This is a genomic window from Flavobacterium sp. NG2, from assembly GCF_034119845.1.
In the GTDB taxonomy this organism is placed as follows: domain Bacteria; phylum Bacteroidota; class Bacteroidia; order Flavobacteriales; family Flavobacteriaceae; genus Flavobacterium.
On sequence record NZ_CP139420.1, the window covers coordinates 1015601 to 1039888 of the forward strand.

The following is a 24288-nucleotide window of genomic DNA, read 5'->3' on the forward strand; positions in this document are numbered from 1 at the left end:
AATTAATACTTATCTTTGGACGCAATAAATGACCATGAAAAACAATAATGTAACCATACATGATATTTCTAAAGCGTTAGGAATTGATAGTTCAACGGTGTCTAGAGCACTTAACAATAGTCCACGAGTTTCTCAAAAAACAAAAGACAAAATTGCAAAAAAGGCACAGGAGATGGGGTACCAACGCAATAGCTTGGCTTCAAAATTACGTACTAATAAAACACATAGTATCGGTGTCATTGTTCCTCGTATTTCGAGACACTTTTTCTCTTCGGTAATTGCTGGGATTGAGGAAACTGCTTTTGATGCGGGGTATGATGTGATTATTTGCCAATCTTTAGAAAGTTTTGAACGCGAAAAAAAATTGATGGAAACCTTATCTTCGAATAGAGTGGACGGAATTTTGATTTCGATTTCGATGGAGACGACCAGTTATGATCATTTTAAAGAATACCAAAAGCAAGGATTTCCGATACTCTTTTTTGACCGACCTTGTACTTTAGCCCACAGTACCAATATCATTATTGATGATTACAAAATAAGTTTTGAAGCAACCGAGCACCTTATTCAACAAGGGTGTAGAAATATTGTTCATTTTTCTGGACCGAAGGAATTAGAATTATACATCAAAAGAACCAACGGTTATAAAGCCGCCTTGGTAAAATACGGAATTCCAATTCAAGAAGAGTACATTCTAGAATCGCATTTGATGCAAGAAGACGGAATTGTATTGGCCAAAAAAATATTAGAACTCCCAAAGGTAGACGCTGTATTTTCTGGAAATGATACTGCAGCTATAAGTGCTATGCAGTATTTAAAAGAAAATGGAATCCAAATTCCACAAGATATTGCTTTTGTTGGATTTAGTAACGAACCCATTTCGGCTGTTATGGAACCTTCGTTGACGACCATCAAGCAACCCGATTTTGAGATGGGGAAAATTGCATCTTCGCTACTTTTTGAACAAATCGAAAGTAAATCGACGATTAAAGCAAATCAAATTAAAATCTTAGAACCAGAACTTGTTATTCGGAATTCGTCCATAAAAAAAGCCAGCAGATAAAAATCTGATGGCTTCCTTAAAAAGGTTTATGTTGATTGTTAGTTTTTCAAATCCTTAATAACCTTGAACGCTACATCTACTTGCTCTTCACTTACTAAAATGGTGAATTCATTTGAAGTAGAGATTACTTCGTTGATGATAATTCCTTCCCAAGCCAAACGTTGGAAAATAAAATAATAGATTCCAGGAATCACTATGTTTTCTTTTGGTAATTTAACCGTAATTGAAGCTAAATTTTCAATTTTTTGAAGTAATTTTTCGTTAGTAAAATGTTTATCTACTAATGTATTTACAGTATTACTCACCACGATATTGATTTCGTTCACACCTCTTGACGAAGTATAAAAAACATCTGGAAAAGCATTGATGTCTGCTAGTAACTCTGCTTGTTTGTTTAAAACTGTTTCTGAAATCGCAAAAGCATAATCAGTCAAAGCAGAACGTACAGTAATCTCACCAATATTTTTAATTACTTTATTGATTTTATGATTGAGTCTAAAATCCAACTCCTCAGTTAATCGCTTCAAAGACATTACTACAGCCCCTTGTTTTACTTCTTTGCCGAACTCACTTTCTAATTCTGACATGATATTTCTAGACAATGAAGTTAGATTAATAATCCCTAGCGATAAAGCATTCAATAAAAAAGGCTTTGTCTTGATGTAATTCTCTACAATTGACGATACAGTTTTCATAATTGATATACGTATTTTTACTTAGATTCAGCAGTTTTTCTCTGCGCTTTTTGTTAAAAACTGGTGCAAAGATAAATAAAAAACAATTTGTTACAAATATAACACGTAAAAATATCGTCTAAAAATGAAAAAAAGCATCTGTAAGGTGTTCTATTACAAAGGAATTCTTATCCTTGTGGATTGAAATCACATCAAAACGAACCTCCAAATCCAAATTTTTTGCGCATACGTATTCGTCTACAGCCCTTGTAAGTAGTCGGATTTTCTTCGAATTGACTGCTTCAATTGGTAAACCAATTTCTATCGATGAACGAGTCTTAACTTCGACAATTGCGAGGGTTTCATTTTTCTGACAAACTATATCGATTTCGGCTTTTTGAAACCGCCAATTTCGGTCTAAAACGGTATATCCATTTTCTTTTAGAAAATTTACCGCCATTTCTTCTCCTAATTTACCTAATTCATTGTGTGCAGCCATTAGTAACTTTTAACTGAAAAAATTCAAAAAATAAGTATTTGTACTAGGTTTTTAAAATAATGGATTTATTTCTGTTTTGTTTAAAAAACAAATATATCTATAGGCTTCTGAATTGACTTTGGAGAAAAATTATTCAAAGACAACAGTGGTTTTAGTTGCATTTACATCAATTGTAATAGTGTTTCCTAAAATTAAAGCGCGATTATCTTGTATATGACCCGCTGGAAAATTGTAAACAATGGGGATGTTGAAGTCTTTGGTTACATCTTCAATTATTTCAAGTGCATTTTTACCCCAAGGAATGTCATTGTCTTTCATACTGCTCATCGCACCCACAAGTATCCCTTTGATGCTTTCCAAACAACCATTGCGTTTTAGATTCAGCATCATACGATCTACATGGTATAGGTATTCGTCTAAGTCTTCGATAAAAAGAATTTTATCCTTACAATCAATCGCTGATGGCGAACCAAACAAACTGTATAAAATCGATAAATTCCCACCAACAAGCTCACCTGTAGCTGTGCCCAATTTATTCATGGCATGAGGTGCGATGCGATAACATAATTTCTCTCCAAACAATGAAATTCGCAAGCTCTCTATGGCTTCTTTTGAAGCTTTTGGAACACTTATAGGCATAATACCATGAATAGATTTGTATCCCATTGTATTCAAATGATTGTGTAAAACCGTTACATCGCTAAATCCGACAATCCACTTCGGATTTTGTTTGAATTTAGTAAAGTCTAACATATCAATCATACGAACAGTACCATAACCGCCACGCACACACCAAATGGCTTTGATATTCGGATTGTCCATTTGAACTTGAAAGTCAGCGGCACGTTCTTCGTCACTTCCAGCCAATTGGTTTTGTTCAAGACCTATCGTTTTGCCAATTACTACTTCAAGTCCCCAACTGTGTAATAAATCGATAGTAGGTTTTAAGTTATCTACAGGATTTTTTCGAGCGGTTGAAACAATAGCGATAGTGTCTCCTTTTTGCAAATAAGCAGGTGTAATCATAGAAATTTGAGATTGGCAGTTTAAACTAAAAAAAGCAAAAAATAAAAATAGGCAAGGATGCCAATTTAAGGTATTAAAAGGACACCAAATGTGCGGAATATGCATATTTTTCTTTTGCAAAATAATTAAAAATGAGTTGGCCCTAATATAGGACAAAACAAATATAAGGTTTTTAAAAATACTTTGAATAAACTAATTTTGTTTTAGTATTTTTACTACGAAATCATCTAAGAATAACGCTTCGGTTTTTACCGCAGATTGCATTAACTATTCGCTATCGCTCGTGGCGCAAATTTTATTTCAATTGAGCCGCTTTAAACGGAATTAGCGCAAATTAATGTATTCAATGTATTTCAATAAATCTGCGAATTTGCGGTTATTCTTTTTGACTCATGTTTACCTACTAAACATTACTTGCTATGAAGGCTTTGTATTATATACTTTTTGGAGCATTATGTCTATCACTAAATAGCAACGCCCAATCGAAAAAATTCAACATCCACACCATTGCTTTCTATAATTTTGAAAACTTATTTGATACGATCAACGACCCCACAACACATGATGATGAATGGACACCAACTGGATTTCAACGTTGGACTTCAAAAAAATACCATCAAAAACTACTCAATTTATCCAGAGTCCTAGCCGAAATAGGAAGTGCTGACAATCCCAATTCTCCAACACTCATTGGTTGTTCTGAAATAGAAAATCGCGCTGTACTGGAAGATGTAATCAAACAACCACTCATTATTAACAAAGACTATGGCATCATTCATTACGATTCGCCAGATAAACGAGGAATCGACGTTGCTTTATTGTATCAAAAACAATATTTCAAACCTACTTCTTATGTTAATATTCCGTTGATTCTTTATAACAAAGACCAAAAAGCAATTCCAAAAGCAATTGTAAATGACAACAGAGAGGACGATCTCCAACCTCAAACTCAAAACAATAGAATTTTTACTCGTGACCAACTTTTAGTAACGGGTTTTCTTGATAATGAAGAAATCCACATTATTGTCAATCACTGGCCTTCACGCTCTGGTGGTGAGAAAAAATCGAGTCCGCTGCGTGAAGCCGCTGGTGCTTTAAATCGTAGAATCATTGATTCCCTACAACGTATCAATCCAAAAGCAAAAGTCATCACTTTGGGTGACCTTAATGACAGCCCTTTCAACAACAGCATTAAAAGAGAACTTAACGCTAAAGCTAAGAAAGAAGAAGTTCCGCTACTGGGCATCTACAATCCGTTTGAAGAAATGGCAAATCAAGGACTAGGCACAATTGCTTTTAGAGACAGTTGGGATATTTTTGACCAAATAATGGTTACGCATTCCCTAATCCAAAGCGATTTTTCAAAATACCAATTCTGGAAAGCGGGTATTTACAACAAACCCTTTTTAATCCAAACTACAGGTTTATACAAAGGCTATCCTAAACGCCATTCTGCTACCGAGGTGGGATTTAGCGACCATTTCCCGGTTTACATTTATTTGATTAAAGAGGACAAAAGGCGATAATTTTTTAAACACAAAGGGCACTAAGAATGCACCAAGCTCACTAAGATTTTACCGCTAAGTTACTAAGCAATGAAGAAGAAATTCTACTGATACTTAAAGATCTTTAATTACACCCAACGCGTCTTTAACCAAATAAATAATTTAAAAAAAGAAACACAGATTTAAGAAATCAGAAAAATTTAAAGAAATCATTGTCAGAAAGTCAACCCGCTTAGATGCTCTTATATTTCTTAAATGTTTTAATTCCGTCATAACAGTAAAACCTTTGTGTTCTTAGTGCCCTTTGTGTTTAAGCTAGCCATCAAAAATCTTTAGTGCCTTTGCGCCCTAGCGGTAAAATCCGTACCTTAGCTCTTCACATTCAAAAAGCATTCTAAAATGGCCATAGCACCTCCTTTCAACCTACATAAATGGATTGACGAAAACCGTCATTTACTCAAACCGCCGGTAGGTAACCGCAACCTTTACAAAGAATCTGGTGATTATATCGTGATGATTGTTGCTGGGCCTAACGCACGTAAAGACTACCATTACAACGAAACCGAAGAACTTTTTTATCAAATAGAAGGCTCCATCAAAGTCATCATTCAAGAAGACGGCCAACGCAAAGAAATGGAACTTCATGCGGGCGATATGTACCTGCACCCAGCTCAAGTGCCCCATTCACCCGTTCGTTCCGAAGGTTCTATTGGACTTGTAATCGAACGCAAACGTAAGGGACTCGGGCTCAAGGACGGACTCCTTTGGCACTGCGACAATTGCAACCATAAACTATACGAAGTACATTTTGAACTCCACGATATTGAGAAAGATTTTCTAACTCACTTTAAACATTTTTATGGTTCAGAGGAATTAAGAACCTGTGACAATTGTGGTACGGTAATGGAAACTGACCCGAGATTTATTTAATATTTTAAGGAGCTATTTCCCGCTATCCGCTTTATCTTGTGGCGGCATAAATGCCCGCCGCCACAAGGATGCCGCTTCTATCGGGGCTAAAACATCCTATTTCACAAAATGATTTTTATTCAATTCAAGCAACAATGCCAACGCAATCCAACCCATTCGGAATTCAAGAAGCCTTAACACAGTTAGGAATCAAAGATCTTAATTTAGGAACTTCAACAGGAGTTGATTCCTTTTCTAATGGAACGATCTTCGAAAGTCATTCCCCTGTGGATGGTCAATTAATTTCGTTAGTTACCACTACCTCCGCTGAGGATTATGAAAAAGTAATTCAAACCGCGCAAGAGGCCTTTAAACAATTTCGCCAAATTCCAGCACCCAAGCGTGGTGAAATGGTACGGCAATTTGGAGACAAACTCCGCCAAAACAAAGAAGCTTTAGGAAAACTGGTTTCTTATGAAATGGGGAAATCGCTCCAAGAAGGCTATGGAGAAGTCCAAGAAATGATCGATATCTGCGATTTTGCTGTGGGATTATCGCGTCAATTGCACGGACTTACGATGCATTCAGAGCGTCCGAATCATCGTATGTACGAACAATACCATCCATTAGGAATCGTCGGAATCATTTCGGCTTTCAACTTTCCAGTAGCAGTTTGGGCTTGGAATACGGCACTTGCTTGGATTTGTGGAGATGTTTGTATTTGGAAACCATCCGAAAAAACACCCCTTTGTGGAATCGCTTGTCAAAATATCATTGCTGAAGTTTTAAAAGAAAACAATTTAGCCGAAGGTATTTCATGTCTTATCAACGGAGATTACACCGTAGGCGAAATGATGACTAAGGACACCCGAATTCCTTTGATTTCCGCCACTGGTTCAACCATTATGGGGAAAACTGTCGCTCAAACCGTTGCAGCGAGATTGGGAAAATCATTATTGGAACTCGGGGGAAATAACGCCATCATCGTCACCCCAGATGCGGATATTAAAATGACTATCATAGGGGCAGTTTTTGGAGCCGTAGGGACAGCAGGACAACGTTGTACATCCACGCGCCGTTTAATCATTCACGAAAGTGTGTATGACAAAGTCAAAGAAAGCTTAGTTTCTGCCTACAAACAATTGCGTATTGGAAATCCATTGGACGAAAACAACCATGTGGGACCACTAATTGATAAAAATGCCGTTTGGAAATACGAAATGGCACTAGAAAAAATCCATACTGAAGGCGGGAAAATTATTGTTCATGGAGGCGTTCTTTCGGGCGAAGGTTATGAAAGCGGTTGTTATGTACAGCCAGCTATTGCCGAAGTCGAAAATCAGTATGAAATTGTACAGCACGAAACTTTTGCACCCATTCTGTATTTAATCAAATACAATGGAACAGTTGACAATGCCATCGAATTACAAAACGGTGTTGCCCAAGGATTATCTTCGGCCATAATGACGAATAATCTGAGAGAAGCGGAGTTGTTTTTATCAGCACAAGGTTCCGATTGCGGTATCGCCAATGTAAACATAGGAACTTCAGGTGCCGAAATCGGTGGTGCTTTTGGAGGAGAAAAAGAAACAGGGGGCGGTAGAGAATCCGGTTCAGATGCTTGGAAAGTCTATATGCGCCGACAAACAAACACCATTAATTACGGTACAAGTTTGCCATTGGCACAAGGAATAAAATTTGATTTGTGATAAATGTAAATCTTCGCCTTAATAAAATGAAATATTCATTTATTGTTGACCTTGGAAAGGTCAAATGTTTATAGAAAATATGGTTTGTGTTTGTTCGACCCCGAAGGGGTCGTATAAACGTTGCTAATTGATTTTCTATAAACATTAGAATCCTTCGGATTCCATTTTATACCATCCATTCAAATAGATATTCCTTTTTGAATTCAACATTGAATTTCTCCAAAAAATCAATATACTCATGTTTAAAACTTCTTTTTGAATGATGTTCTTTTGGGTTATTTTATCACATTATCTAATGAAGAGTGACTAATATGAAAAAGCTCCAAATCCTTCTTGCCATTCAAACTTATATTTACAAAAGCCTTTTTCGTTTATAAAACTATTTGAAGATTTTTTTATTTCTCTAACCAAATCAGATAAGCAGCAAGAAGGCTTCATACCGATAAAAATATGGATATGATCTGGCATTCCATTAATGGCTACTATTTTTTGTCCTTTATTCTGTACAATTCCTGTTATGTATTTATACAACTCCTCTTCCCATTCATGGGTGATTTGAGCTTCTCTGTTTTTTACAGCAAAAACAATTTGAATGTAAATTTGGGAATAGGTACTCAAAATTTCAAACTTGGAATAAAACTTTAGATAGATTAAAAGAAAAAGGCAATTGAATCACTTCAATTGCCTTTTAAAATTTGTTGATTTATATTTTTACAAATTAAAAGAAACACCAACATTAAATACAAATTGATTGTTTAAATTTTGAAATCCGTATGTAGTAGGGTCGTATTTTGCAATAGGAAGTCCAATTTCGCTAAACAATCCAAAACCACCAGCAAAAAAGTAACGTGCACCTAAATGTGCTCCAAAGTTTTTCAAACTAATATCCAATCCAGGATAGATATCCAAATTTTCATCAAATTGAAAAACACTTCCTAAATTTGCATTAAAACGGGCTTTTAGGTCAAAACGATCTTCAAAATCAGGTTTGTCTCCAACTTGATTTTCACTAACAGATAGCAAATAAGAGGTTACAAAACCAAAAGACATACTTTCTCCTAATCCAAAATCGGTCGATAAACGGATTCCAGAACCTCCATTTTGAATATTAGCTCCAATATCAAACTTGGTGTCACCTTTACCGTTAAAAGCTTGAGCATTCACAAACATAACAGATGACAATAATAACAAAGTAAAAATCTTTTTCATAATTTACAGATTGATTAATAATTCACTTACAAAACTAAACAATAATTTTAATTCCTACCTTTCTCGTCAAAATATAAGTTGCAAACTGGCTCACTCTGCCAAAATTCTTTAGTATTAACATCCATAATTGTCAAGGGGCCTTTGAAGGCAGCACCTGTATCCATATTCCAAATACACGCCTTTTGTACTGGCACCATCTTATTGATTCGAGTTACTGGAGTATGTCCAATATAAATTTCATCATATAAAGTAAGTCGCTTAGGGTACAACAAGTCATTCGGTTTAATTGCTGGATTTAATGAAAGCGCCGTTTCCCAAAGCGTTCTATCCCAGTAAAACTGTTTAGAAAAATACTCGTAACGTATTCCATTCATATTAGTAAAACCCGCATGTATAAATAATCTATTTTTTTCATCAAGATAATAATCGTCCAATGAAAGTAGGAAATCAATATGCAATTGAATCGTTGTCTTATTTACTTGTTCGTAAGCGGTTACCGTTGCTTCTCCTCCATGTTGATACCAGAGTTCATTATCCTTATTGTCCTTTAGCCAATGCAGTAATAATTCGTCATGATTTCCTCTGATGAAAATACAATTGTTGGTCGTTTTTAATTCGATAAGATAATCTATTACCTGTGGTGATTGGCTCCAGCCATCTACATAATCACCTAAAAATATCAAAGTGTCTTTTGGTGTCACCTTGGCTCTTTCTATAATTTGGTGCAAAGCACGCAAACCACCATGAATATCTCCTATTACTAATGTTCTCATTTATATCCAATATTTCTCTAAGGACTTTTCCTTTTTTATAAAAATAAGAAAATAATCCAAACTACTTCACATCATACTTCATTTTTCTCAAAACTCGTAAGGCTTCCTTAAATGACAAATAAATTTTAGGAAAAGGTTTTAAAAGCAATTTTGCTTCAATGAGTTTTTGTTTAGCTTCCTCAAAACCATTTAGGTAACAAATCATAAATGTAGAAGGTAAATTCTCCAAATCTTGTTTTTCTCGGGTAGTTAACGGTATTCCTTTTTCTAATTTTTTCAACAATGAAATATTAGAATTATAAATATGAAACAGCATTTTTTTATTGAACTCGGGTGGCTGAAACAACATTTCGCTTTCAATTTTATAATAGCCATTTTCATAAAAATAAATGCGTTGTTGCTCTAGTGGGTAATAACTTGTTTTGTCGTTAAGTCCTAAAGGGACATACTCTGTGATGGTAAACGAATGTTCGTCGTATGTAATGGTGACTACATCTTGAGCCGAATAAAACAATTTAATTTGCTCGTTTATAAGCTCTATATCCACACGCGATAGATAGGTTGTATTCCTTACTATCTTTGGAATTCCTGCCCAACAAATCACAAACAACTCTTTGAAAACCTTGTATTTGGGCGCCATATCTTTGTGGCGAAAATTCATAAAATCATAAAAACCATCAAGGGTGTGTTGAATAGTGTTTCGGGATTGGTTTTCAATTCCAATAACCGTTTCGGTATTTTGAAAATTCTTTTCTACCTTTTCCTCTGTAGGCATGGTATTACTACCAATTCGAATAAAAACACTGTTGACAGGAATGGTATGAATGCCTTTTTTGAAAAAGGAAATGTTTTTCTTTGGTTTTATAGTAACCAGTCCCACGACTTTATCTTTGGGTAAATTTGGAAAAGGAACGTTTTCGTATTGAATCTTTGGTGGATTTTCTAAGTATGCGTTGACTAAATTTTGAATCCGACTGTCGTCAAAGAAATCATCACCTACAATCTCATTATCTAAATCTTCAACGCCTACCACGATATAAGAGTTATTTGCTGGATTTGAATTGGATAAGGCACAAATGTGTTTTAAGAACTTTGCTTTGCCTTCTCTTGTATGGAGATTCAACTGTCTTTTTTTATCATAAAAACTGCTCTCATCATTGTGAGCTAGTAGGTTTTTTACTAAAAGACGTTTGTTAATCATTTGATAATTAAGGTGTTTGTGGTTATATTAATCAAGAAATTTACACTAAAACCGAATTATTTTCGCTAAATTTACGTAAATAATATACTAATTTAAACAACTGAATGATATGAAAAGGATAAAGTTTTACTTCGCAAGTTTTTTAGCAATTACATTAGTATGTTTGCTAAATATAAGCTGTGAGAACAGCAAAGATTCAGCAGAAACTTCAAAAGTCATGGTGCGATTAACGGATGCTCCAGGAGATTATGAAGAGGTTTATATAGAAGTGGTTGATGTATTAATGAAAGCTTCTACAGATGACAATGATAAAAGTGGTTGGGTTAGTCTAGGGGATATTGGAAAAGGGACTTACAATTTACTGGAGCTCACAGGAGGTCACAGTTTATTGATTGCGGAAGGTGATGTTCCCTCTGGTTATGTGGGACAAATTCGGCTAATACTTGGGGATAATAATACTGTAAAAAAGAATGGAGTTGTTTATCACTTAGATACTCCTAGTGCACAGCAATCAGGATTAAAACTAAAAATTAATGAAACTTTAATGCCTGGAATCGTTTACGAATTCATGATGGATTTTGATGTTGATAAATCAATTGTAAAAGCTGGGAATTCAGGGAAATTCAACCTTCATCCTGTAATAAACATTTCAACCTCTGCAACCTCAGGAATAATTAGAGGAACTATTAATCCACCATTAGAAAATGATTTACAAGCAATGGCTTCTGTACAAGTGGGAGAAACCACTGTTTCAGCTTATACCAATCTTGAAGGAACTTTTCAACTCTACGGACTTCCTGCCGGAACCTATACAGTCACAATAACGCCAGATGTGGCGTCAGGAAAAGCTATAAAAACGATCACAAATGTTGTGGTAACAAATGGTATGATAACCAACATAGGTGATATTGTTCTTGATAGTAGCCCACCACTTTAAATCAATCCAAACTAAATAATCATAAAGACAGCCTTCGGGTTGTCTTTTTTTATTTCGTCAAAAGCTAATTTCCTATTATTCAATTCGAATACTATTGTTAGATTCGAATTTTCCTCATTAAAGAATAAGGATTCATTGATTATTTTGACATTTCTCTAATGTTCTTAAAATTTTAAAAATTGTATCACAATTCGTCCTTAAAATTAGGCATTTGCTTGAAGTTTTAACCATTTTTTAACATCGTTCCTTTAAAAAAAAATTCAATTTGCACTACCAAAAACAGAGCATTAATCACAAGGTTTTAAAAATATGATAATGGAAGAAAATACAGCTACTTTAGACATTAGAGCGATCAATGAAAAAATAGAAAGAGAAAGTGCTTTTATCGACCTTCTTACAATGGAGATGAATAAAGTGATTGTTGGACAAAAACACATGGTAGAACGTTTGTTAATTGGACTTTTAGGTCAAGGACATATCCTTCTTGAAGGGGTTCCTGGTTTAGCAAAAACATTAGCCATCAATACCCTATCACAAGCCGTACACGGTAGTTTTAGCCGAATTCAATTTACGCCAGACTTATTACCTGCCGATGTGGTAGGAACCATGATATACAACATCAAGCAAAATGAATTCTCCATCAAAAAGGGGCCTATTTTTGCTAATTTCGTTTTAGCCGATGAGATTAACCGTGCTCCTGCTAAAGTACAATCTGCTTTGCTAGAGGCGATGCAAGAAAAGCAAGTTACCATTGGCGATACTACTTTCAAACTAGAACGACCATTCTTAGTATTAGCGACTCAAAACCCTGTAGAGCAAGAAGGAACCTATCAGCTTCCAGAAGCGCAAGTCGATCGTTTTATGCTTAAAACCGTTATCGATTATCCAAAAATGGATGAAGAGCGTTTGGTTATTCGTCAAAACCTTAAAGGGGCTTACGAAAAAGTAAACCAAGTCGTTTCGGTAGATCAAATATTGCGAGCTCAAGAAGCCGTTCGTGAAGTTTACATGGACGAAAAAATTGAAAAATACATTCTAGATATTGTTTTCGCTACTCGTTACCCTGAGAAATACAAATTAGCCGAATTAAAGCCGTTAATTAGTTTTGGTTCTTCTCCTCGTGGAAGTATCAACTTGGCTACAGCTGCTAAATGTTATGCGTTTATCAAACGTCGTGGATATGTAATCCCTGAAGATGTTCGCGCCGTAGTACACGATGTATTGCGTCACAGAATCGGAATCACTTATGAAGCCGAAGCAGAGAATATCACCTCTATGGATATCATCAACAAAATCGTAAACGAAGTAGAAGTACCTTAAATTTAGTAGGCAGTGAACAGCTCTTAAGTAGTCAGTTTCAAATGAAACTGGATAACTGAACACTAAATTAACTGAATACTGAACACTCTAAAGAATGGATACAAAAGACCTTTTAAAAAAAGTACGGAAAATTGAAATCAAGACCCGAAGATTGAGTGATCATATCTTCTCAGGGGAGTACCATACTTCTTTCAAAGGACGTGGAATGACTTTTAGTGAAGTACGCCAATACCAATATGGTGATGATATTCGTGCGATTGACTGGAATGTGACCGCTCGTTATAACGAAGCTCATGTGAAAGTTTTTGAAGAAGAACGCGAATTGACCATGATGCTAATGGTTGATATTTCAGGTTCGGAGAGTTTTGGTTCGAATAAACAATTCAAAAAAGATATCATTACTGAAATTGCCGCTACCATGGCATTTTCGGCGACAACAAACAACGATAAGATTGGACTTATTTTATTTTCTGACCAAATCGAATTATACATTCCTCCCAAAAAAGGACGTTCCCATGTACTGCGTATCATTCGCGAGTTGATTGAATTCCATCCTAAGAGCAACAAAACCGATTTGGCGCAAGCCCTAAAATTTTTATCAAGCACACAAAAAAAGAAAGCCATCGTTTTCTTAATGTCGGATTTTATGGTAATGGATTACGAACATACTTTGAAAATTGCTTCCAAAAAGCATGACATTACAGGAATCAGGGTTTATGATGTGCGTGAAGAAAAAATGCCAAATCTAGGTATGGTCGAAATGACAGATGCTGAAACAGGCGAAACAGTTCTAGTAGATACTAGCTCCAAAACAGTTCGTATGAATTATGAGAAATACTATCTTGACCAATTGAATTACTTTAAAGAAACATTTAGAAAATCAGGCTCTGGTATTGTAAACACGAGAGTAGATGAGAGTTATGTTACTAAACTATTAGGTTATTTTAAATCGAGGTAATCATCCCCACCCAACCTCCCCAAAGGGGAGGAGACTGGAATAAATAGAAAAGGAATTCCAGTCTCGACGCCCTCTCCTATGAAGAGGGCTGGGGAGAGGAAAACATTAAACATCAATGAAAAAAACACTCTACATATTTTTACTTTTTTCTGCTTTTGTATTTGGTCAACAAAAAGGAGTAGAAACAAGTATTGACACTACTAAAAACAAGATTGGTGCCGAGTTTAAACTAACCGTTAAAACCAATGTCGATACTTTGTCAAAAGTGGTGTTCCCAAAATTGAAAAACATAGGAGCGCTTGAAGTGATTCGTTCCTATCCAATTGATACGGTTAAAAAAGACGACCGTTATGAATTGATTAAACGATATGGATTAACGCAATTTGATTCTGGACGCTATACGATTCCAAGTATTAAAATCTTAATCAACAACAAAGCCTTTTTGACAGATTCTATTCCGGTGGAAGTGGCCAATGTCCAAGTGGATACTCTGAAACAAAAGATGTACGACATCAAGGACATTGTTGAGGTAGAAAAACCTATAGGAAATTGGTGGAAATACCTTTTGGCAATTATCATTTTAGGAGCTATTGGTACAGGTGTGTATTGGTACATGAAAAAACACCAAAAGAAAAAAATCGAAGAAGAAGTGTATAAAACACCTATCGAAAAAGCGACAATTTTAATGAATACGCTGGAGCAAAAAGGACTTTGGCAAAAAGGAGAAATCAAAGAATATTACAGTGAATTGACTGATATTGCTCGTAACTATATCGAGGAAGCTATTGAAATTCCAGCAATGGAAAGCACAACATCTGAACTGATTGCGGGGCTTAAAGCGGCTTCTATCAAAAAGAAAATGAAGCTTTCGCAAGAAACCATCGAAAACTTGGAGCGTGTATTAAAGCAAGCCGATTTGGTTAAGTTCGCCAAATCAAAACCAATGGAATTTGAAATTACCGAAGACCGCAACAAAATCCAAAAAGCCATTGTTGTTCTGGATAGCGCCATCCCTGTCGAAGTTCAAAACGAAGAGGAAATGCTATTGAACGAAGTGCAAAGACAAAAACAAGTAGCGCAACAATTAGAGAAACAACGCAAAAAGCGCATTGCCATTTCTCTTGCATCCGTTTTATTTATTTTGATGGCAACCTTACTTTTCTTTATTGCCACTAAAGGTTTTGATTATGTTAAAGATACCATCATTGGACATCCAACCAAGGAATTATTAGAAGGCGAATGGATTAAAAGCGAATATGGTAATCCGTCCGTAATTGTCGAAACGCCTAAGGTTTTAAAACGTATGGATTTGACCAAATCTTTACCTAAAAACGGTTTGGCGTTGGTTAAAGAGATGCAGTCTTTTGGATACGGAAGCTTTTTAGACAACTTCTATATTATGGTTTCGACCATGAAGTACAAACAAGATACACAAACCGACTTGAATAAAGCCGTTGAAGTAACTATTCAAAGTATTGAAGCACAAGGCGCACAAAATATGATTGTCAAACAAGAAGATTTTGAAACTCCTGAAGGGGTCAAAGGTGTTAAGGCATACGGTACTTTTGTTAAGCTTGATTCTAACACTAAAACAAGTACGCAGCTATACTATGAAATCTTACTTTTTGGGCAAGATGGTGGTTTACAGCAAATCATGATTTTACATGAAGAAGGGGATAAATATGCAAATGAAATTGTCGAACGAATATTAAGTTCGGTAGAATTAAAACAACTCAATAACTAATGGGAAACATCACATTTTTAAATCCAGAATTTTTTTGGCTGTTTCTTTTAATTCCATTTGCTATTGCTTGGCTCTTTTGGAAAAGAAAACACCAATCGGCTACCTTAAAAATTAGTTCAACCAAGGGGTTTAAAGGTTCGACTACCCTAATGGCTAGATTGAAACCTTATTTAGGGGTACTTCGTATTCTAGCTTTAAGTTTGTTGATAGTAGCTTTAGCAAGACCTCGAACAGTTGATATCAGTAATAAAACTAAAACGACCAAAGGAATTGATATTGTAATGGCAGTCGATGTTTCGGGGAGTATGCTGGCCAAAGATTTAAAGCCCAACCGTATGGAAGCTTTGAAAGAAGTGGCTGGAAATTTTGCTTCCGAGCGACCTAATGACCGTATTGGTTTAGTGGTTTATGCTTCCGAGGCGTATACTAAAACACCTGTAACAAGTGATAAAGCGGTGGTTCTTGAAGCGATTAAAAGCATCAAATACGACCAAGTTCTACAAGACGGAACAGGAATCGGAATGGGATTGGCAACAGCCGTAAACCGTTTGAAAGATAGCAAAGCCAAAAGTAAAGTTATCATTCTTTTGACCGATGGTGTCAATAATGCGGGTTTTATCGAACCAGAAACAGCAGCTGATATTGCCAAACAATACGGAATTAAAGTCTATACTATCGGTATTGGAACCAACGGAATGGCTGAATTCCCGTACGCAGTAGCTCCTAATGGTCAGTTTTTATTCCAAAGAATGAAAGTCGAAATTGACGAAAGGTTGATGCAAAGTATCGCCAGAAAAACCGAAGGGAAATATTTTAGAGCGACAAGCAACAGTAAATTAGCCGAAATATATGCTGAAATTAACAAGCTTGAAACAACCGAAATCGAAGAATTGAAATTTTACGATTACGACGAAAAATTCAGACCTCTTGTGCTGTTAGCAGGTCTTTTGCTTTTGGTAGAAATTGGATTGCGAAATACGGTTTACAAGAGTTTTATTTAATTGAAACACAAAGAGCACAAAGGCCACACAAAGAACACAAAATCTAATAGAGGCCTTTAAATTAAGTGAAACTTGGTTTTAATTTAAACATAAAAAAAACAATAACATAGTGACCCTAGTGTAAACTTTGTGTCCTTAGTGGTTAAAAAAAATATGGAATTAGACGAATCAAAATATTTATACCTCTTCATTCTACTGCCTTTAGTAGTCCTTTTATTCTTGTACAATATGTATTGGAAAAGAAAAAAACAAAAGGAGTTTGGAGATATTGAATCCATCAACAAATTAAGTCCGGAACGTTCTGTTTTTAAACCAGTTTTAAAATTGATTGTGTTCTTGTTGGCTATGGTTGGATTGATTTTAGGGCTAGTAAATCCTAAGATTGGTACAAAAATGGAAACGGTAAAAAGAGAGGGTATCGACATTGTTTTTGCTATGGATGTATCCAAAAGTATGCTTGCCGAAGATATTGCTCCTAGCCGTTTAGAGAAAAGCAAACAACTGGTTTCACAAATCATCAATCAGTTAGGGAACGACCGCATCGGGATTGTGGCTTATGCAGGAAGTGCTTTTCCTGTATTGCCTATCACAACAGATTATAGTGTAGCCAAAATGTTTTTGCAAAGCATGAGTCCTGATATGGTGTCTTCCAAAGGAACTTCGCTAGAAGAAGCGATTCAATTATCAGCAACCTATTTTGATGACAAAAGCAAAACAAGTAAACTGTTAATCTTGATTTCGGATGGTGAAGACCATTCTGAAGGAGCATTGGCAGCAGCCGAAGAAGCTAACAAACAAGGCATGCGTATTATCACCATTGGTGTTGGAACCGAAAAAGGAGCTACTATTCCGTTGAAAAGAAATGGCGTAATAGAAAGTTACCAAAGAGATAAAAATGGTGATGTTGTTGTAACTAAATTGAATCAAGTTAGCCTTGAAACCATTGCGAAAACAACCAAAGGAGGCTATGTGAATGGTAATAATACTAAAGAAACGATGGAATACATCAAAAACACTTTGGATAACATTCAAAAAACCGAATTTGAAGCTACACAAATGGCCGATTTTCAATCACAATTTCAGTGGTTTTTAGGATTTGCTTTTATACTTCTTTTTGTTGACGTTTTCTTATTAGAGAGAAAAACAAACTGGGTTAAAAAGCTGAACTTATTTAACGAATAAAACACACAAAATGATTTTTTTACAAAAATATAGCTTTCTATTTTCACTAATCCTAACCGCAGGATTAGCGACTTTGAATGCACAAGAAAAAGACAATATTTTACCTAAAGCAAATGAGGAATATGCAGCAAGTAAATTTGTAGATGCTGAAGCTAATTACAGAATTTCGAATGCTAAATTTGGAAATAAAAAAATAGCCAAATATAATTTAGGAAATGCTATTTACAAACAAAATCAACCTTCAGAAGCGAAATTCGCTTACGCAAAAGCAATAGAAGAGAATAATTCTAGAGCTCAAAAACACAAAGCTTATCACAACTTAGGAAATGTGTTTATGAAAGAGAAGGATTATACCCAAGCGGTTGAAGCTTATAAAAATGCGTTACGCAACAATCCTTCGGATGAAGAAACGAGATATAATTTTGCCTTGGCTAAGAAAATGCTAAAAGAGAATCCTCCTAAAAACGACAACAAGGATAAAAATAAAGACAAGGATAAAGATAAAAAAGACGATAAAAACAAAGACAAAAAAGACGGCGATAACAAAGATAAAAACGACGATAAAGGCGATAAAGACAAGGATAAAAAAGATGGTGATAAAGACAAAAAAGACCAAAACAAAGGAGACAAACCTGAAGATGGTCAGCCTAAACCAACGCCTGGAGGGATTTCTAAAGAACGTTTACAAAACCTATTAGACGCTGTAAATAACGAAGAAAAGAAAATTCAAGGAAAAGTAAACGCTAATAAAGTAAAAGGAAAACCAGTAGATACTGATAAAGACTGGTAAACTCATAATAACAACAAAACAATATTCACAGTAATATACAATGAAACATTTTTTAGTCTTCATACTATTAAGTTGTCAAGCGATTATAGCTCAGGTTCAGTTTGAAGCCAGAGTAAGCAAAAATACGCTAGGACTAAACGAACGATTGCGTATTGATTTCTTTATGAATATCGACGGTGATAATTTCAACGAACCTTCTTTTGAAGGTTTTCGTGTTATTGCGGGTCCAAGCCAATCTGTGAGTCAATCATGGATTAACGGAAGAAGCTCTTTTGAGAAAGTGTACTCTTATTTTTTGGTGCCTACTCATAAAGGAAACATCACCATCAAGCAGGCTACAATTGAATACGAGGGAAAAGTTTATAAAACGGCACCCATAAAAATCAATGTCACTGACGCTATTCAGCAACCTAAAGACCCGAACGATGTTACGGTTTCGGCTGATAACAACTTGTATTTGGTGGCGGAAATCTCTAAAACCAATCCGTATGTCAACGAACCGATTACGGTTGTTTACAAACTATACTTTAGTTACAACATTGGAATTACGAATTTTAAAGAATTAGCGAAACCTAAATACAACAACTTTTGGTCTCAAAACATTGATGTCAAAGAGTTAGTGGTGGAAGAGGGGATGTTCAAAGGAGAACGTTACCGTTTTGCAGTTTTGCGAAAAACGGTCTTATATCCACAAAAATCTGGGAAACTCAATATCGAACCGTTGAGCCTTGATATTGATGTACAATTACCGTCCAATCGTAGAGATATTTTTGGTAGACAATTAATTACTGAAAGTAGTAAAAGTGTATCAGCAGGTAGTAAAACTATTAACGTAAAAGCACTTCCTGAAGCAGGAAAACCCGCTGATTTTACAGGGGCCGTTGGACGTTTTGATTTTAAAGTGACTCCAAGTAAAACTAGTTTGAAAAATGGCGAAAGTTTAGATTTGGTTGTTAGTGCTGTTGGAAAAGGAAACTTAAAACTCTTCACTTTGCCGAAGCCAGTGGTGCCAAATGCCTTAGAGATGTATGACGCCGTGCATACTGAAAAAGTGGAAACGCCACTATCAGGAATGACTGGAAGTATTTCGGATAGTTATACCATTGTGCCACAATACAAAGGCACCTATCCTATCAAGCCGTTGCAGTTTAGTTATTTTGATTTGGATTCTAATAGCTATAAAACCATCAGTTCGCCTGAGATTATGATTAATGTTCTTGATGGACCAACAGATACTAGAGAAGCGAATGATAGCACCGCAAAAAATACGGTTATTGTTCCTAATCAATTCAAATATGTAAAAACGAAAACAGAATTGGTTTCAATGGAGCAAGATGATTTCTTAGGCTCTAATTTGTTTTACGGCTTACTGTTTTTACCTTTTTTATTGGTTCCAATAATCATTTTGGCTAAAAAGAAAAAAGAAGCTATTGACAGTGACGTTTTTGGAAACCGCATCAAAGCAAACAACAGATTAGCGAAGAAATATTTAGGAGAAGCTAAAAAGCAAATAGCAAACAAAGAACCATTCTATGTGGCTCTTGAAAAAGCGATGCATAATTTCTTGAAAGCTAAATTGCATATCGAAACCTCAGAAATGAGTAAAGAGAATATTACCGAAATTTTGTTAGCTAAAAATGTAAAACCAGAAACCGTGTCTGATTTCATCAACCTTACAGAAAACTGTGAATTTGCTCGTTATGCACCAGCATCAAGCACGGCAATTCAAGATGATTTTAATAAGGCAGTGTTGATTATTGCAGATTTAGAAAAGCAGATTTCTTAGAGATTTAATCACTACTTTTTTTAAACACAAAGAGCACTAAGGAAGCACAAAGTACACAAAATAAAAAAATGAAAAATTTACTTTATATAACTGTTTTACTAATCACTCAAGTTTTCTTTGCACAAGGAAGTTTTGAGAAGGCTAATAGTTTGTACCAAAATGGCAAATACAAAGAAGCCGTTGTTGCTTACGAGAGTATATTACAATCCAAACAACATTCAGCAGAAGTGTATTTTAATTTGGGGAATTGTTATTACAAACTCAACAAAGTGGCACCTGCTATTTACAATTATGAAAAAGCCTTGGTCTTACATCCAGATGATGCCGATGTGATTAACAATTTAAAATTTGCTCAAAAACGTACGATTGACGAAATTAAAGTCGTTCCTAAAGTGGGCTTTGCCAAATTGCTTAGAGACTTCACAGGGATTTATCATTACAATACTTGGGCATGGATTGCAATTAGTTTCTCTGTTTTGTTCTTATTGGCTTTTGTGGGTTATTATTTTTCTGCTTTCACCCAAGCCAAAAGATTATTTTTCTTTGGAATGTTTCTCTTTTTAGTGTTTTTACTAATTAGTGTTGCTGCTGCCTTATTTGAAAAAAGCCATTGGGAGAATGAAAAACCCGCTATTGTTTTTGCAGATATAGCCGAAGTCTATAGCGAACCTCAAAAAGCGAGTAGTGCCGTTGTGGTTTTACACGAAGGAACAAAAGTTTTTGTAATGGAGACGGTTGCTAAATGGAAAAAAATTCAGTTGACAGATGGTACTGAAGGCTGGATTGACGCGCAAACCATTAAGGAAGTGAAATAAGGATTTCTAAACACAGATTGCACAGATTAGCACAGATTTAAAAAACTTTTTTGAACTATTAAGAGATTAAGAAAATTAAGCGTTGAACTTAATGAAACTTCATTTCTTAATGGTTTTTATTTTTTGGTAACCAATGTTTTCTAAAACTAAATTATTTTTTATCTGAAGTTTCAGGTTTGGGTTGAGTGGCTTTGGCTTTGACATCGTCGTACCAGGTTTCTAGTTTTGGGAAAACGAATTGAGATACTTTTTGAATAGGATTATAAAACATCGAATTATCAAAAGTTTCTTGTTTTACGAGCCAGTTGTTGAAATTAATTTTGTAAAAAATATTAAACACTACGCTCAGAATCAAAATGGTTTTCAAAACACTGAAAAAACCACCTGCGAGACGGTTTACCCAACCTAAAAACGCAAAACTCATCATGCTGGTAAATACTTTGGCTAGAAGATGCACGCCAATCACTACTCCGATAAAGGTGAGTGCAAAGGCAAAAATCTCAATTGATTTAGGCGACCAAGGAAAGACGCTGGACAGTACTTCACGGATGATAAATGAAAATTTAATGGCTAAGTAAATCCCTAAAATCAACGAAAGAAAAGAAGCCAACTCAGCGAAAAGTCCGTTTTTGATTCCTTTAAATAGTCCATAAAGCAATAATCCTCCTAAAACAATGTCCAAAAAACTCATAAATCTTGTGTTTACAATAGGGCGCAAATATAACATCTTTTGTGGGTTTTGCGTGAGGGATTGCAGCAGTCTACCGAAGTAGCGCGGAAAGCCCGACAGCTCCATACAAAGGGGCTGAATAACCGCAAACTAAGATAAGCCCCTTTGTATGGAGGTGGCACGCCCAAATAAGAAAATATGACTATCCGTTTCTAATACCAATTAAAAATTTTGTAACCTTACAATAAAAATAAAGTTGTTTTTATTACAAACCATTAAGAAATTAAGGTTAGTTAAGCTTAAAAACTTAATTTTCTTAATTTCTTAATGGTGTAAAAAAGATTATATTTTTTTGGTACACATAACGGATAGTCATATAAGAAAAAATAACCTTTGGATTATAAAACGAATGCTTGTCAACTTGTTATCTTTGCGATAAATAACGGGATGCTTTTTTTGAAAATCAGAAATCGTTAATCTACAATTAACAATAAAATGTCAAGAGACACACAACTTAAAGAACGCTGGGAACAGCTTGTTACGATACTTTCGGACCAATTTTCACAAGGGGAAGATTTGGATTTAGATGCTATAATTTACTTAATTGGAGTTCAGGAACTGGGGAAATTGCACCGCGAATTCAAGAAAGATGAAAAATTGAACTTGATGCACATTGCTATTTGCCGCTTGCTGGAGCCTTATGGATACTATGAATTTGAGTTTTTTGATGAGGAAGGCTGGCCTCATTACAAAGTGAAAGAAGAATTGCCACCATTGAAAGCGGGAGAACAAACAGTCTTGATGAAAGAGGCGATTGTGAATTATTTTATAGAGCGAGAGGTTATTGAATAGTGGTCAGTTTTCAGTTTTTAGTGGTCAGATAGCAGCAGTTAGTTTGGTCAAAATAAAACCTTATCACTTATAACTCATAACTTATAACTTTTTCATAAATTTGCAGACTCAATTACGGAATGGAAATGATAGACAAGATAAAAGAATATATTGGCGAAGCAGAAGCTTTTACAACCCAAAACCCAGCTGATTTAGAAAGTTTTCGTATCAAATTTATAGGAAGCAAAGGACTATTGAAAGACCTTTTTGCTGAATTTAAAAATGTGCCAAACGAGCAAAAAAAGGAATTTGGTCAAGTGATTAACTTGCTAAAAACTACAGCTGAAGAAAAAGTAAAAAGCATCCAAGAATCACTTGAAAGCAAAGACGAAGCGAAAGGAATATATGGCGATTTGACCCGTTCAGCTGAGCCAGTAATCATTGGTTCTCGTCACCCAATTTCGATTGTAAAAAACCAAATTATCGATATTTTCTCGACTGTAGGATTCAACGTTTCTGAAGGTCCAGAAATTGAGGATGATTGGCATAACTTTACGGCTTTGAACCTGCCAGAATACCATCCGGCGCGTGATATGCAGGATACTTTTTTCATTCAGACTAATCCTGATATTTTATTGCGTACGCATACGTCTTCAGTTCAGGTGCGTTATATGGAAGAGAACAAACCGCCTATTCGTACTATTTCGCCAGGAAGAGTTTTCCGTAACGAAGCTGTATCAGCGCGTTCGCACTGTATTTTCCACCAAGTGGAAGGTTTGTACATTGACAAAGATGTTTCGTTTGCCGACTTGAAGCAAACACTATTATATTTTACGAAAGAGATGTTTGGGAAGTCTAAAATTCGCCTACGTCCTTCGTATTTCCCGTTTACAGAACCAAGTGCCGAAATCGACATTTACTGGGGTTTAAAAACCGAAACAGATTACCGTATCACTAAAGGAACCGGTTGGTTAGAAATAGGTGGTTGCGGAATGGTTGATCCTAATGTTCTTAAAAACTGTGGTATCAATCCTGATGAATACAACGGTTTTGCCTTTGGAATGGGAGTTGAACGTATCGCAATGTTGTTGTACCAAATTGGTGATATCCGTATGTTTTATGAAAACGACGTGCGTTTCTTAGAGCAATTTAAAAGTTCAATATAGTTTTTGAAAGGTCCTAAGATTCTAAGTTACTTAGTGCCTCAGAACCTCAATATCTCAGACCCTGAAGAAAAATGAAAGCTGACATCACCATCCCCGAAGTAGAAAACGTATTTGTAGCCGCAGTCCAAGAATGGAGTGACGACTTTATGGAAAAAGTTTGGTATGTATATCTAGTCAACGACAGTGACTTTGATATCGACAGTGTTATGGTCGTATCTAAAGCTTTTGGTACTTTGGATGGCGAAATGAAGAAAACATCGCTTTTAAGACATGCTTTTGTTCAAGTTCCTGCGGTATCAGTTGTGAAGGTAGAAATGATTGAAAAAAGTGTATTAGCACTCAACAACGAGTTTATGTTGACGTATTTCATTGGGAATACTCTTTATGATAAGAAATTTATTTTTAAAGCGAATGCTATTAACGAAACTGCTGTTGAAGAAGTACCGATTCTATTTGTAGATGGGGTTATTGTTAGATAATTATTTTACCGCTAAGACGCTAAGAAAAAAAGTATAAAAAA

Annotated in this window: 24 protein-coding genes; 16 read left to right on the plus strand and 8 right to left on the minus strand. The window is 35.4% G+C overall.

Annotated elements, in window-relative coordinates; translation table 11 throughout:
- The first annotated feature begins 34 nt into the window (after positions 1-34).
- Positions 35-1063 carry a LacI family DNA-binding transcriptional regulator gene (locus SLW70_RS04325; protein WP_320890791.1) on the plus strand — a complete coding sequence of 343 codons (1029 nt, stop codon included), beginning with the start codon at positions 35-37 and terminating at the stop codon, positions 1061-1063.
- 38 nt (positions 1064-1101) lie between these two features.
- Here the strand turns inward: SLW70_RS04325 and SLW70_RS04330 are convergent, their stop codons facing one another.
- From SLW70_RS04330 to SLW70_RS04340, 3 genes are all read right to left on the minus strand, one after another.
- Positions 1102-1758 carry an aspartate kinase gene (locus tag SLW70_RS04330; RefSeq protein ID WP_320890793.1) on the minus strand — a complete coding sequence of 219 codons (657 nt, stop codon included), beginning with the start codon at positions 1756-1758 and terminating at the stop codon, positions 1102-1104.
- 118 nt (positions 1759-1876) lie between these two features.
- A complete protein-coding gene (locus SLW70_RS04335; protein WP_320890795.1) occupies positions 1877-2236 on the minus strand; it encodes a YraN family protein in 360 nt (119 codons plus the stop codon).
- Positions 2237-2365: 129 nt separating this feature from the next.
- Positions 2366-3262, minus strand: a complete 897-nt coding sequence (locus SLW70_RS04340; RefSeq protein ID WP_320891747.1) for an LD-carboxypeptidase — start codon at positions 3260-3262, stop codon at positions 2366-2368.
- Positions 3263-3681: 419 nt separating this feature from the next.
- Here SLW70_RS04340 and SLW70_RS04345 point away from each other — a divergent pair, with 419 nt between their 5' ends.
- From SLW70_RS04345 to SLW70_RS04355, 3 genes are all read left to right on the plus strand, one after another.
- Entirely contained in the window at positions 3682-4788 is a 1107-nt protein-coding gene (locus SLW70_RS04345; RefSeq protein ID WP_320890796.1) for an endonuclease/exonuclease/phosphatase family protein, read from the plus strand.
- A gap of 378 nt (positions 4789-5166) precedes the next feature.
- On the plus strand, positions 5167-5697 hold the full coding sequence (locus SLW70_RS04350) for a 3-hydroxyanthranilate 3,4-dioxygenase (RefSeq protein WP_320890798.1): 531 nt from the start codon (positions 5167-5169) through the stop codon (positions 5695-5697).
- A 134-nt stretch (positions 5698-5831) separates the two neighbouring features.
- Positions 5832-7385, plus strand: coding sequence for an aldehyde dehydrogenase family protein (locus SLW70_RS04355; protein ID WP_320891748.1), 1554 nt, complete (start codon positions 5832-5834; stop codon positions 7383-7385).
- A gap of 306 nt (positions 7386-7691) precedes the next feature.
- Here the strand turns inward: SLW70_RS04355 and tnpA are convergent, their stop codons facing one another.
- The 4 genes from tnpA to SLW70_RS04375 all read right to left on the minus strand — a co-directional run bounded on the left by tnpA (position 7692) and on the right by SLW70_RS04375 (position 10568).
- Positions 7692-8003, minus strand: coding sequence for an IS200/IS605 family transposase (gene tnpA, locus SLW70_RS04360; protein WP_320890800.1), 312 nt, complete (start codon positions 8001-8003; stop codon positions 7692-7694).
- Between the two features lie 93 nt (positions 8004-8096).
- Complete coding sequence (locus SLW70_RS04365; RefSeq protein ID WP_320890801.1) at positions 8097-8594, minus strand: DUF6646 family protein; 498 nt, start codon at positions 8592-8594, stop codon at positions 8097-8099.
- A 47-nt stretch (positions 8595-8641) separates the two neighbouring features.
- Positions 8642-9367 (minus strand): metallophosphoesterase family protein, encoded by a 726-nt coding sequence (locus SLW70_RS04370; protein ID WP_320890803.1) that lies wholly within the window; start codon positions 9365-9367, stop codon positions 8642-8644.
- Positions 9368-9428: 61 nt separating this feature from the next.
- Positions 9429-10568 (minus strand): ATP-binding protein, encoded by a 1140-nt coding sequence (locus SLW70_RS04375; protein ID WP_320890804.1) that lies wholly within the window; start codon positions 10566-10568, stop codon positions 9429-9431.
- A 109-nt stretch (positions 10569-10677) separates the two neighbouring features.
- On the opposite strand from SLW70_RS04375, the gene SLW70_RS04380 reads away from it, so the two are divergent.
- The 9 genes from SLW70_RS04380 (at position 10678) to SLW70_RS04420 (ending at position 21101) form a co-directional block, all read left to right on the plus strand.
- Positions 10678-11505: a DUF4382 domain-containing protein gene (locus SLW70_RS04380; protein WP_320890806.1), complete on the plus strand. Its 828-nt coding sequence runs from the start codon at positions 10678-10680 to the stop codon at positions 11503-11505.
- A gap of 315 nt (positions 11506-11820) precedes the next feature.
- Positions 11821-12825, plus strand: coding sequence for a MoxR family ATPase (locus SLW70_RS04385; RefSeq protein ID WP_320890807.1), 1005 nt, complete (start codon positions 11821-11823; stop codon positions 12823-12825).
- Between the two features lie 94 nt (positions 12826-12919).
- Positions 12920-13783, plus strand: coding sequence for a DUF58 domain-containing protein (locus SLW70_RS04390; protein WP_320890809.1), 864 nt, complete (start codon positions 12920-12922; stop codon positions 13781-13783).
- Positions 13784-13898: 115 nt separating this feature from the next.
- Complete coding sequence (locus tag SLW70_RS04395; RefSeq protein ID WP_320890810.1) at positions 13899-15527, plus strand: hypothetical protein; 1629 nt, start codon at positions 13899-13901, stop codon at positions 15525-15527.
- Positions 15527-16528 carry a VWA domain-containing protein gene (locus SLW70_RS04400; RefSeq protein WP_320890811.1) on the plus strand — a complete coding sequence of 334 codons (1002 nt, stop codon included), beginning with the start codon at positions 15527-15529 and terminating at the stop codon, positions 16526-16528. The genes SLW70_RS04395 and SLW70_RS04400 overlap by 1 nt, the downstream gene beginning before the upstream one ends.
- Positions 16529-16681: 153 nt before the next feature.
- On the plus strand, positions 16682-17710 hold the full coding sequence (locus tag SLW70_RS04405; protein ID WP_320890812.1) for a VWA domain-containing protein: 1029 nt from the start codon (positions 16682-16684) through the stop codon (positions 17708-17710).
- Positions 17711-17720: 10 nt separating this feature from the next.
- Positions 17721-18500 (plus strand): tetratricopeptide repeat protein, encoded by a 780-nt coding sequence (locus SLW70_RS04410; RefSeq protein ID WP_320890813.1) that lies wholly within the window; start codon positions 17721-17723, stop codon positions 18498-18500.
- Positions 18501-18540: 40 nt separating this feature from the next.
- Complete coding sequence (locus tag SLW70_RS04415; protein WP_320890815.1) at positions 18541-20286, plus strand: BatD family protein; 1746 nt, start codon at positions 18541-18543, stop codon at positions 20284-20286.
- A 68-nt stretch (positions 20287-20354) separates the two neighbouring features.
- Positions 20355-21101, plus strand: a complete 747-nt coding sequence (locus SLW70_RS04420; RefSeq protein WP_320890817.1) for a tetratricopeptide repeat protein — start codon at positions 20355-20357, stop codon at positions 21099-21101.
- Positions 21102-21252: 151 nt separating this feature from the next.
- On the opposite strand, the gene SLW70_RS04425 is transcribed toward SLW70_RS04420, so the two are convergent.
- On the minus strand, positions 21253-21792 hold the full coding sequence (locus tag SLW70_RS04425) for a CvpA family protein (RefSeq protein WP_320890819.1): 540 nt from the start codon (positions 21790-21792) through the stop codon (positions 21253-21255).
- Between the two features lie 474 nt (positions 21793-22266).
- Between SLW70_RS04425 and SLW70_RS04430 the strand changes: the two genes are divergently transcribed.
- From SLW70_RS04430 to SLW70_RS04440, 3 genes are all read left to right on the plus strand, one after another.
- On the plus strand, positions 22267-22623 hold the full coding sequence (locus SLW70_RS04430) for a hypothetical protein (protein WP_320890820.1): 357 nt from the start codon (positions 22267-22269) through the stop codon (positions 22621-22623).
- 125 nt (positions 22624-22748) lie between these two features.
- A complete protein-coding gene (pheS, locus tag SLW70_RS04435; protein WP_320891749.1) occupies positions 22749-23768 on the plus strand; it encodes a phenylalanine--tRNA ligase subunit alpha in 1020 nt (339 codons plus the stop codon).
- A 71-nt stretch (positions 23769-23839) separates the two neighbouring features.
- The gene (locus SLW70_RS04440; RefSeq protein ID WP_320890821.1) at positions 23840-24247 is read left to right on the plus strand and encodes a hypothetical protein; all 408 of its coding nucleotides are present in this window, start codon (positions 23840-23842) and stop codon (positions 24245-24247) included.
- Positions 24248-24288 lie beyond the last annotated feature (41 nt).

Bases quoted from the DNA above. Each gene is read 5' to 3' on its own strand.
- SLW70_RS04430 (WP_320890820.1), top strand. From the start codon at position 22,267: ATGTCAAGAGACACACAACTTAAAGAACGCTGGGAACAGCTTGTTACG.
- SLW70_RS04415 (WP_320890815.1), top strand. From the start codon at position 18,541: ATGAAACATTTTTTAGTCTTCATACTATTAAGTTGTCAAGCGATTATA.
- pheS (WP_320891749.1), top strand. From the start codon at position 22,749: ATGATAGACAAGATAAAAGAATATATTGGCGAAGCAGAAGCTTTTACA.
- SLW70_RS04330 (WP_320890793.1), bottom strand. From the start codon at position 1,758: ATGAAAACTGTATCGTCAATTGTAGAGAATTACATCAAGACAAAGCCT.
- SLW70_RS04335 (WP_320890795.1), bottom strand. From the start codon at position 2,236: ATGGCTGCACACAATGAATTAGGTAAATTAGGAGAAGAAATGGCGGTA.
- SLW70_RS04410 (WP_320890813.1), top strand. From the start codon at position 17,721: ATGATTTTTTTACAAAAATATAGCTTTCTATTTTCACTAATCCTAACC.
- SLW70_RS04390 (WP_320890809.1), top strand. From the start codon at position 12,920: ATGGATACAAAAGACCTTTTAAAAAAAGTACGGAAAATTGAAATCAAG.
- SLW70_RS04425 (WP_320890819.1), bottom strand. From the start codon at position 21,792: ATGAGTTTTTTGGACATTGTTTTAGGAGGATTATTGCTTTATGGACTA.
- SLW70_RS04395 (WP_320890810.1), top strand. From the start codon at position 13,899: ATGAAAAAAACACTCTACATATTTTTACTTTTTTCTGCTTTTGTATTT.
- SLW70_RS04350 (WP_320890798.1), top strand. From the start codon at position 5,167: ATGGCCATAGCACCTCCTTTCAACCTACATAAATGGATTGACGAAAAC.
- SLW70_RS04420 (WP_320890817.1), top strand. From the start codon at position 20,355: ATGAAAAATTTACTTTATATAACTGTTTTACTAATCACTCAAGTTTTC.
- SLW70_RS04380 (WP_320890806.1), top strand. From the start codon at position 10,678: ATGAAAAGGATAAAGTTTTACTTCGCAAGTTTTTTAGCAATTACATTA.
- SLW70_RS04400 (WP_320890811.1), top strand. From the start codon at position 15,527: ATGGGAAACATCACATTTTTAAATCCAGAATTTTTTTGGCTGTTTCTT.
- SLW70_RS04355 (WP_320891748.1), top strand. From the start codon at position 5,832: ATGCCAACGCAATCCAACCCATTCGGAATTCAAGAAGCCTTAACACAG.
- SLW70_RS04345 (WP_320890796.1), top strand. From the start codon at position 3,682: ATGAAGGCTTTGTATTATATACTTTTTGGAGCATTATGTCTATCACTA.
- SLW70_RS04385 (WP_320890807.1), top strand. From the start codon at position 11,821: ATGGAAGAAAATACAGCTACTTTAGACATTAGAGCGATCAATGAAAAA.
- SLW70_RS04440 (WP_320890821.1), top strand. From the start codon at position 23,840: ATGAAAGCTGACATCACCATCCCCGAAGTAGAAAACGTATTTGTAGCC.
- SLW70_RS04340 (WP_320891747.1), bottom strand. From the start codon at position 3,262: ATGATTACACCTGCTTATTTGCAAAAAGGAGACACTATCGCTATTGTT.
- SLW70_RS04325 (WP_320890791.1), top strand. From the start codon at position 35: ATGAAAAACAATAATGTAACCATACATGATATTTCTAAAGCGTTAGGA.
- SLW70_RS04370 (WP_320890803.1), bottom strand. From the start codon at position 9,367: ATGAGAACATTAGTAATAGGAGATATTCATGGTGGTTTGCGTGCTTTG.
- SLW70_RS04365 (WP_320890801.1), bottom strand. From the start codon at position 8,594: ATGAAAAAGATTTTTACTTTGTTATTATTGTCATCTGTTATGTTTGTG.
- SLW70_RS04405 (WP_320890812.1), top strand. From the start codon at position 16,682: ATGGAATTAGACGAATCAAAATATTTATACCTCTTCATTCTACTGCCT.
- SLW70_RS04375 (WP_320890804.1), bottom strand. From the start codon at position 10,568: ATGATTAACAAACGTCTTTTAGTAAAAAACCTACTAGCTCACAATGAT.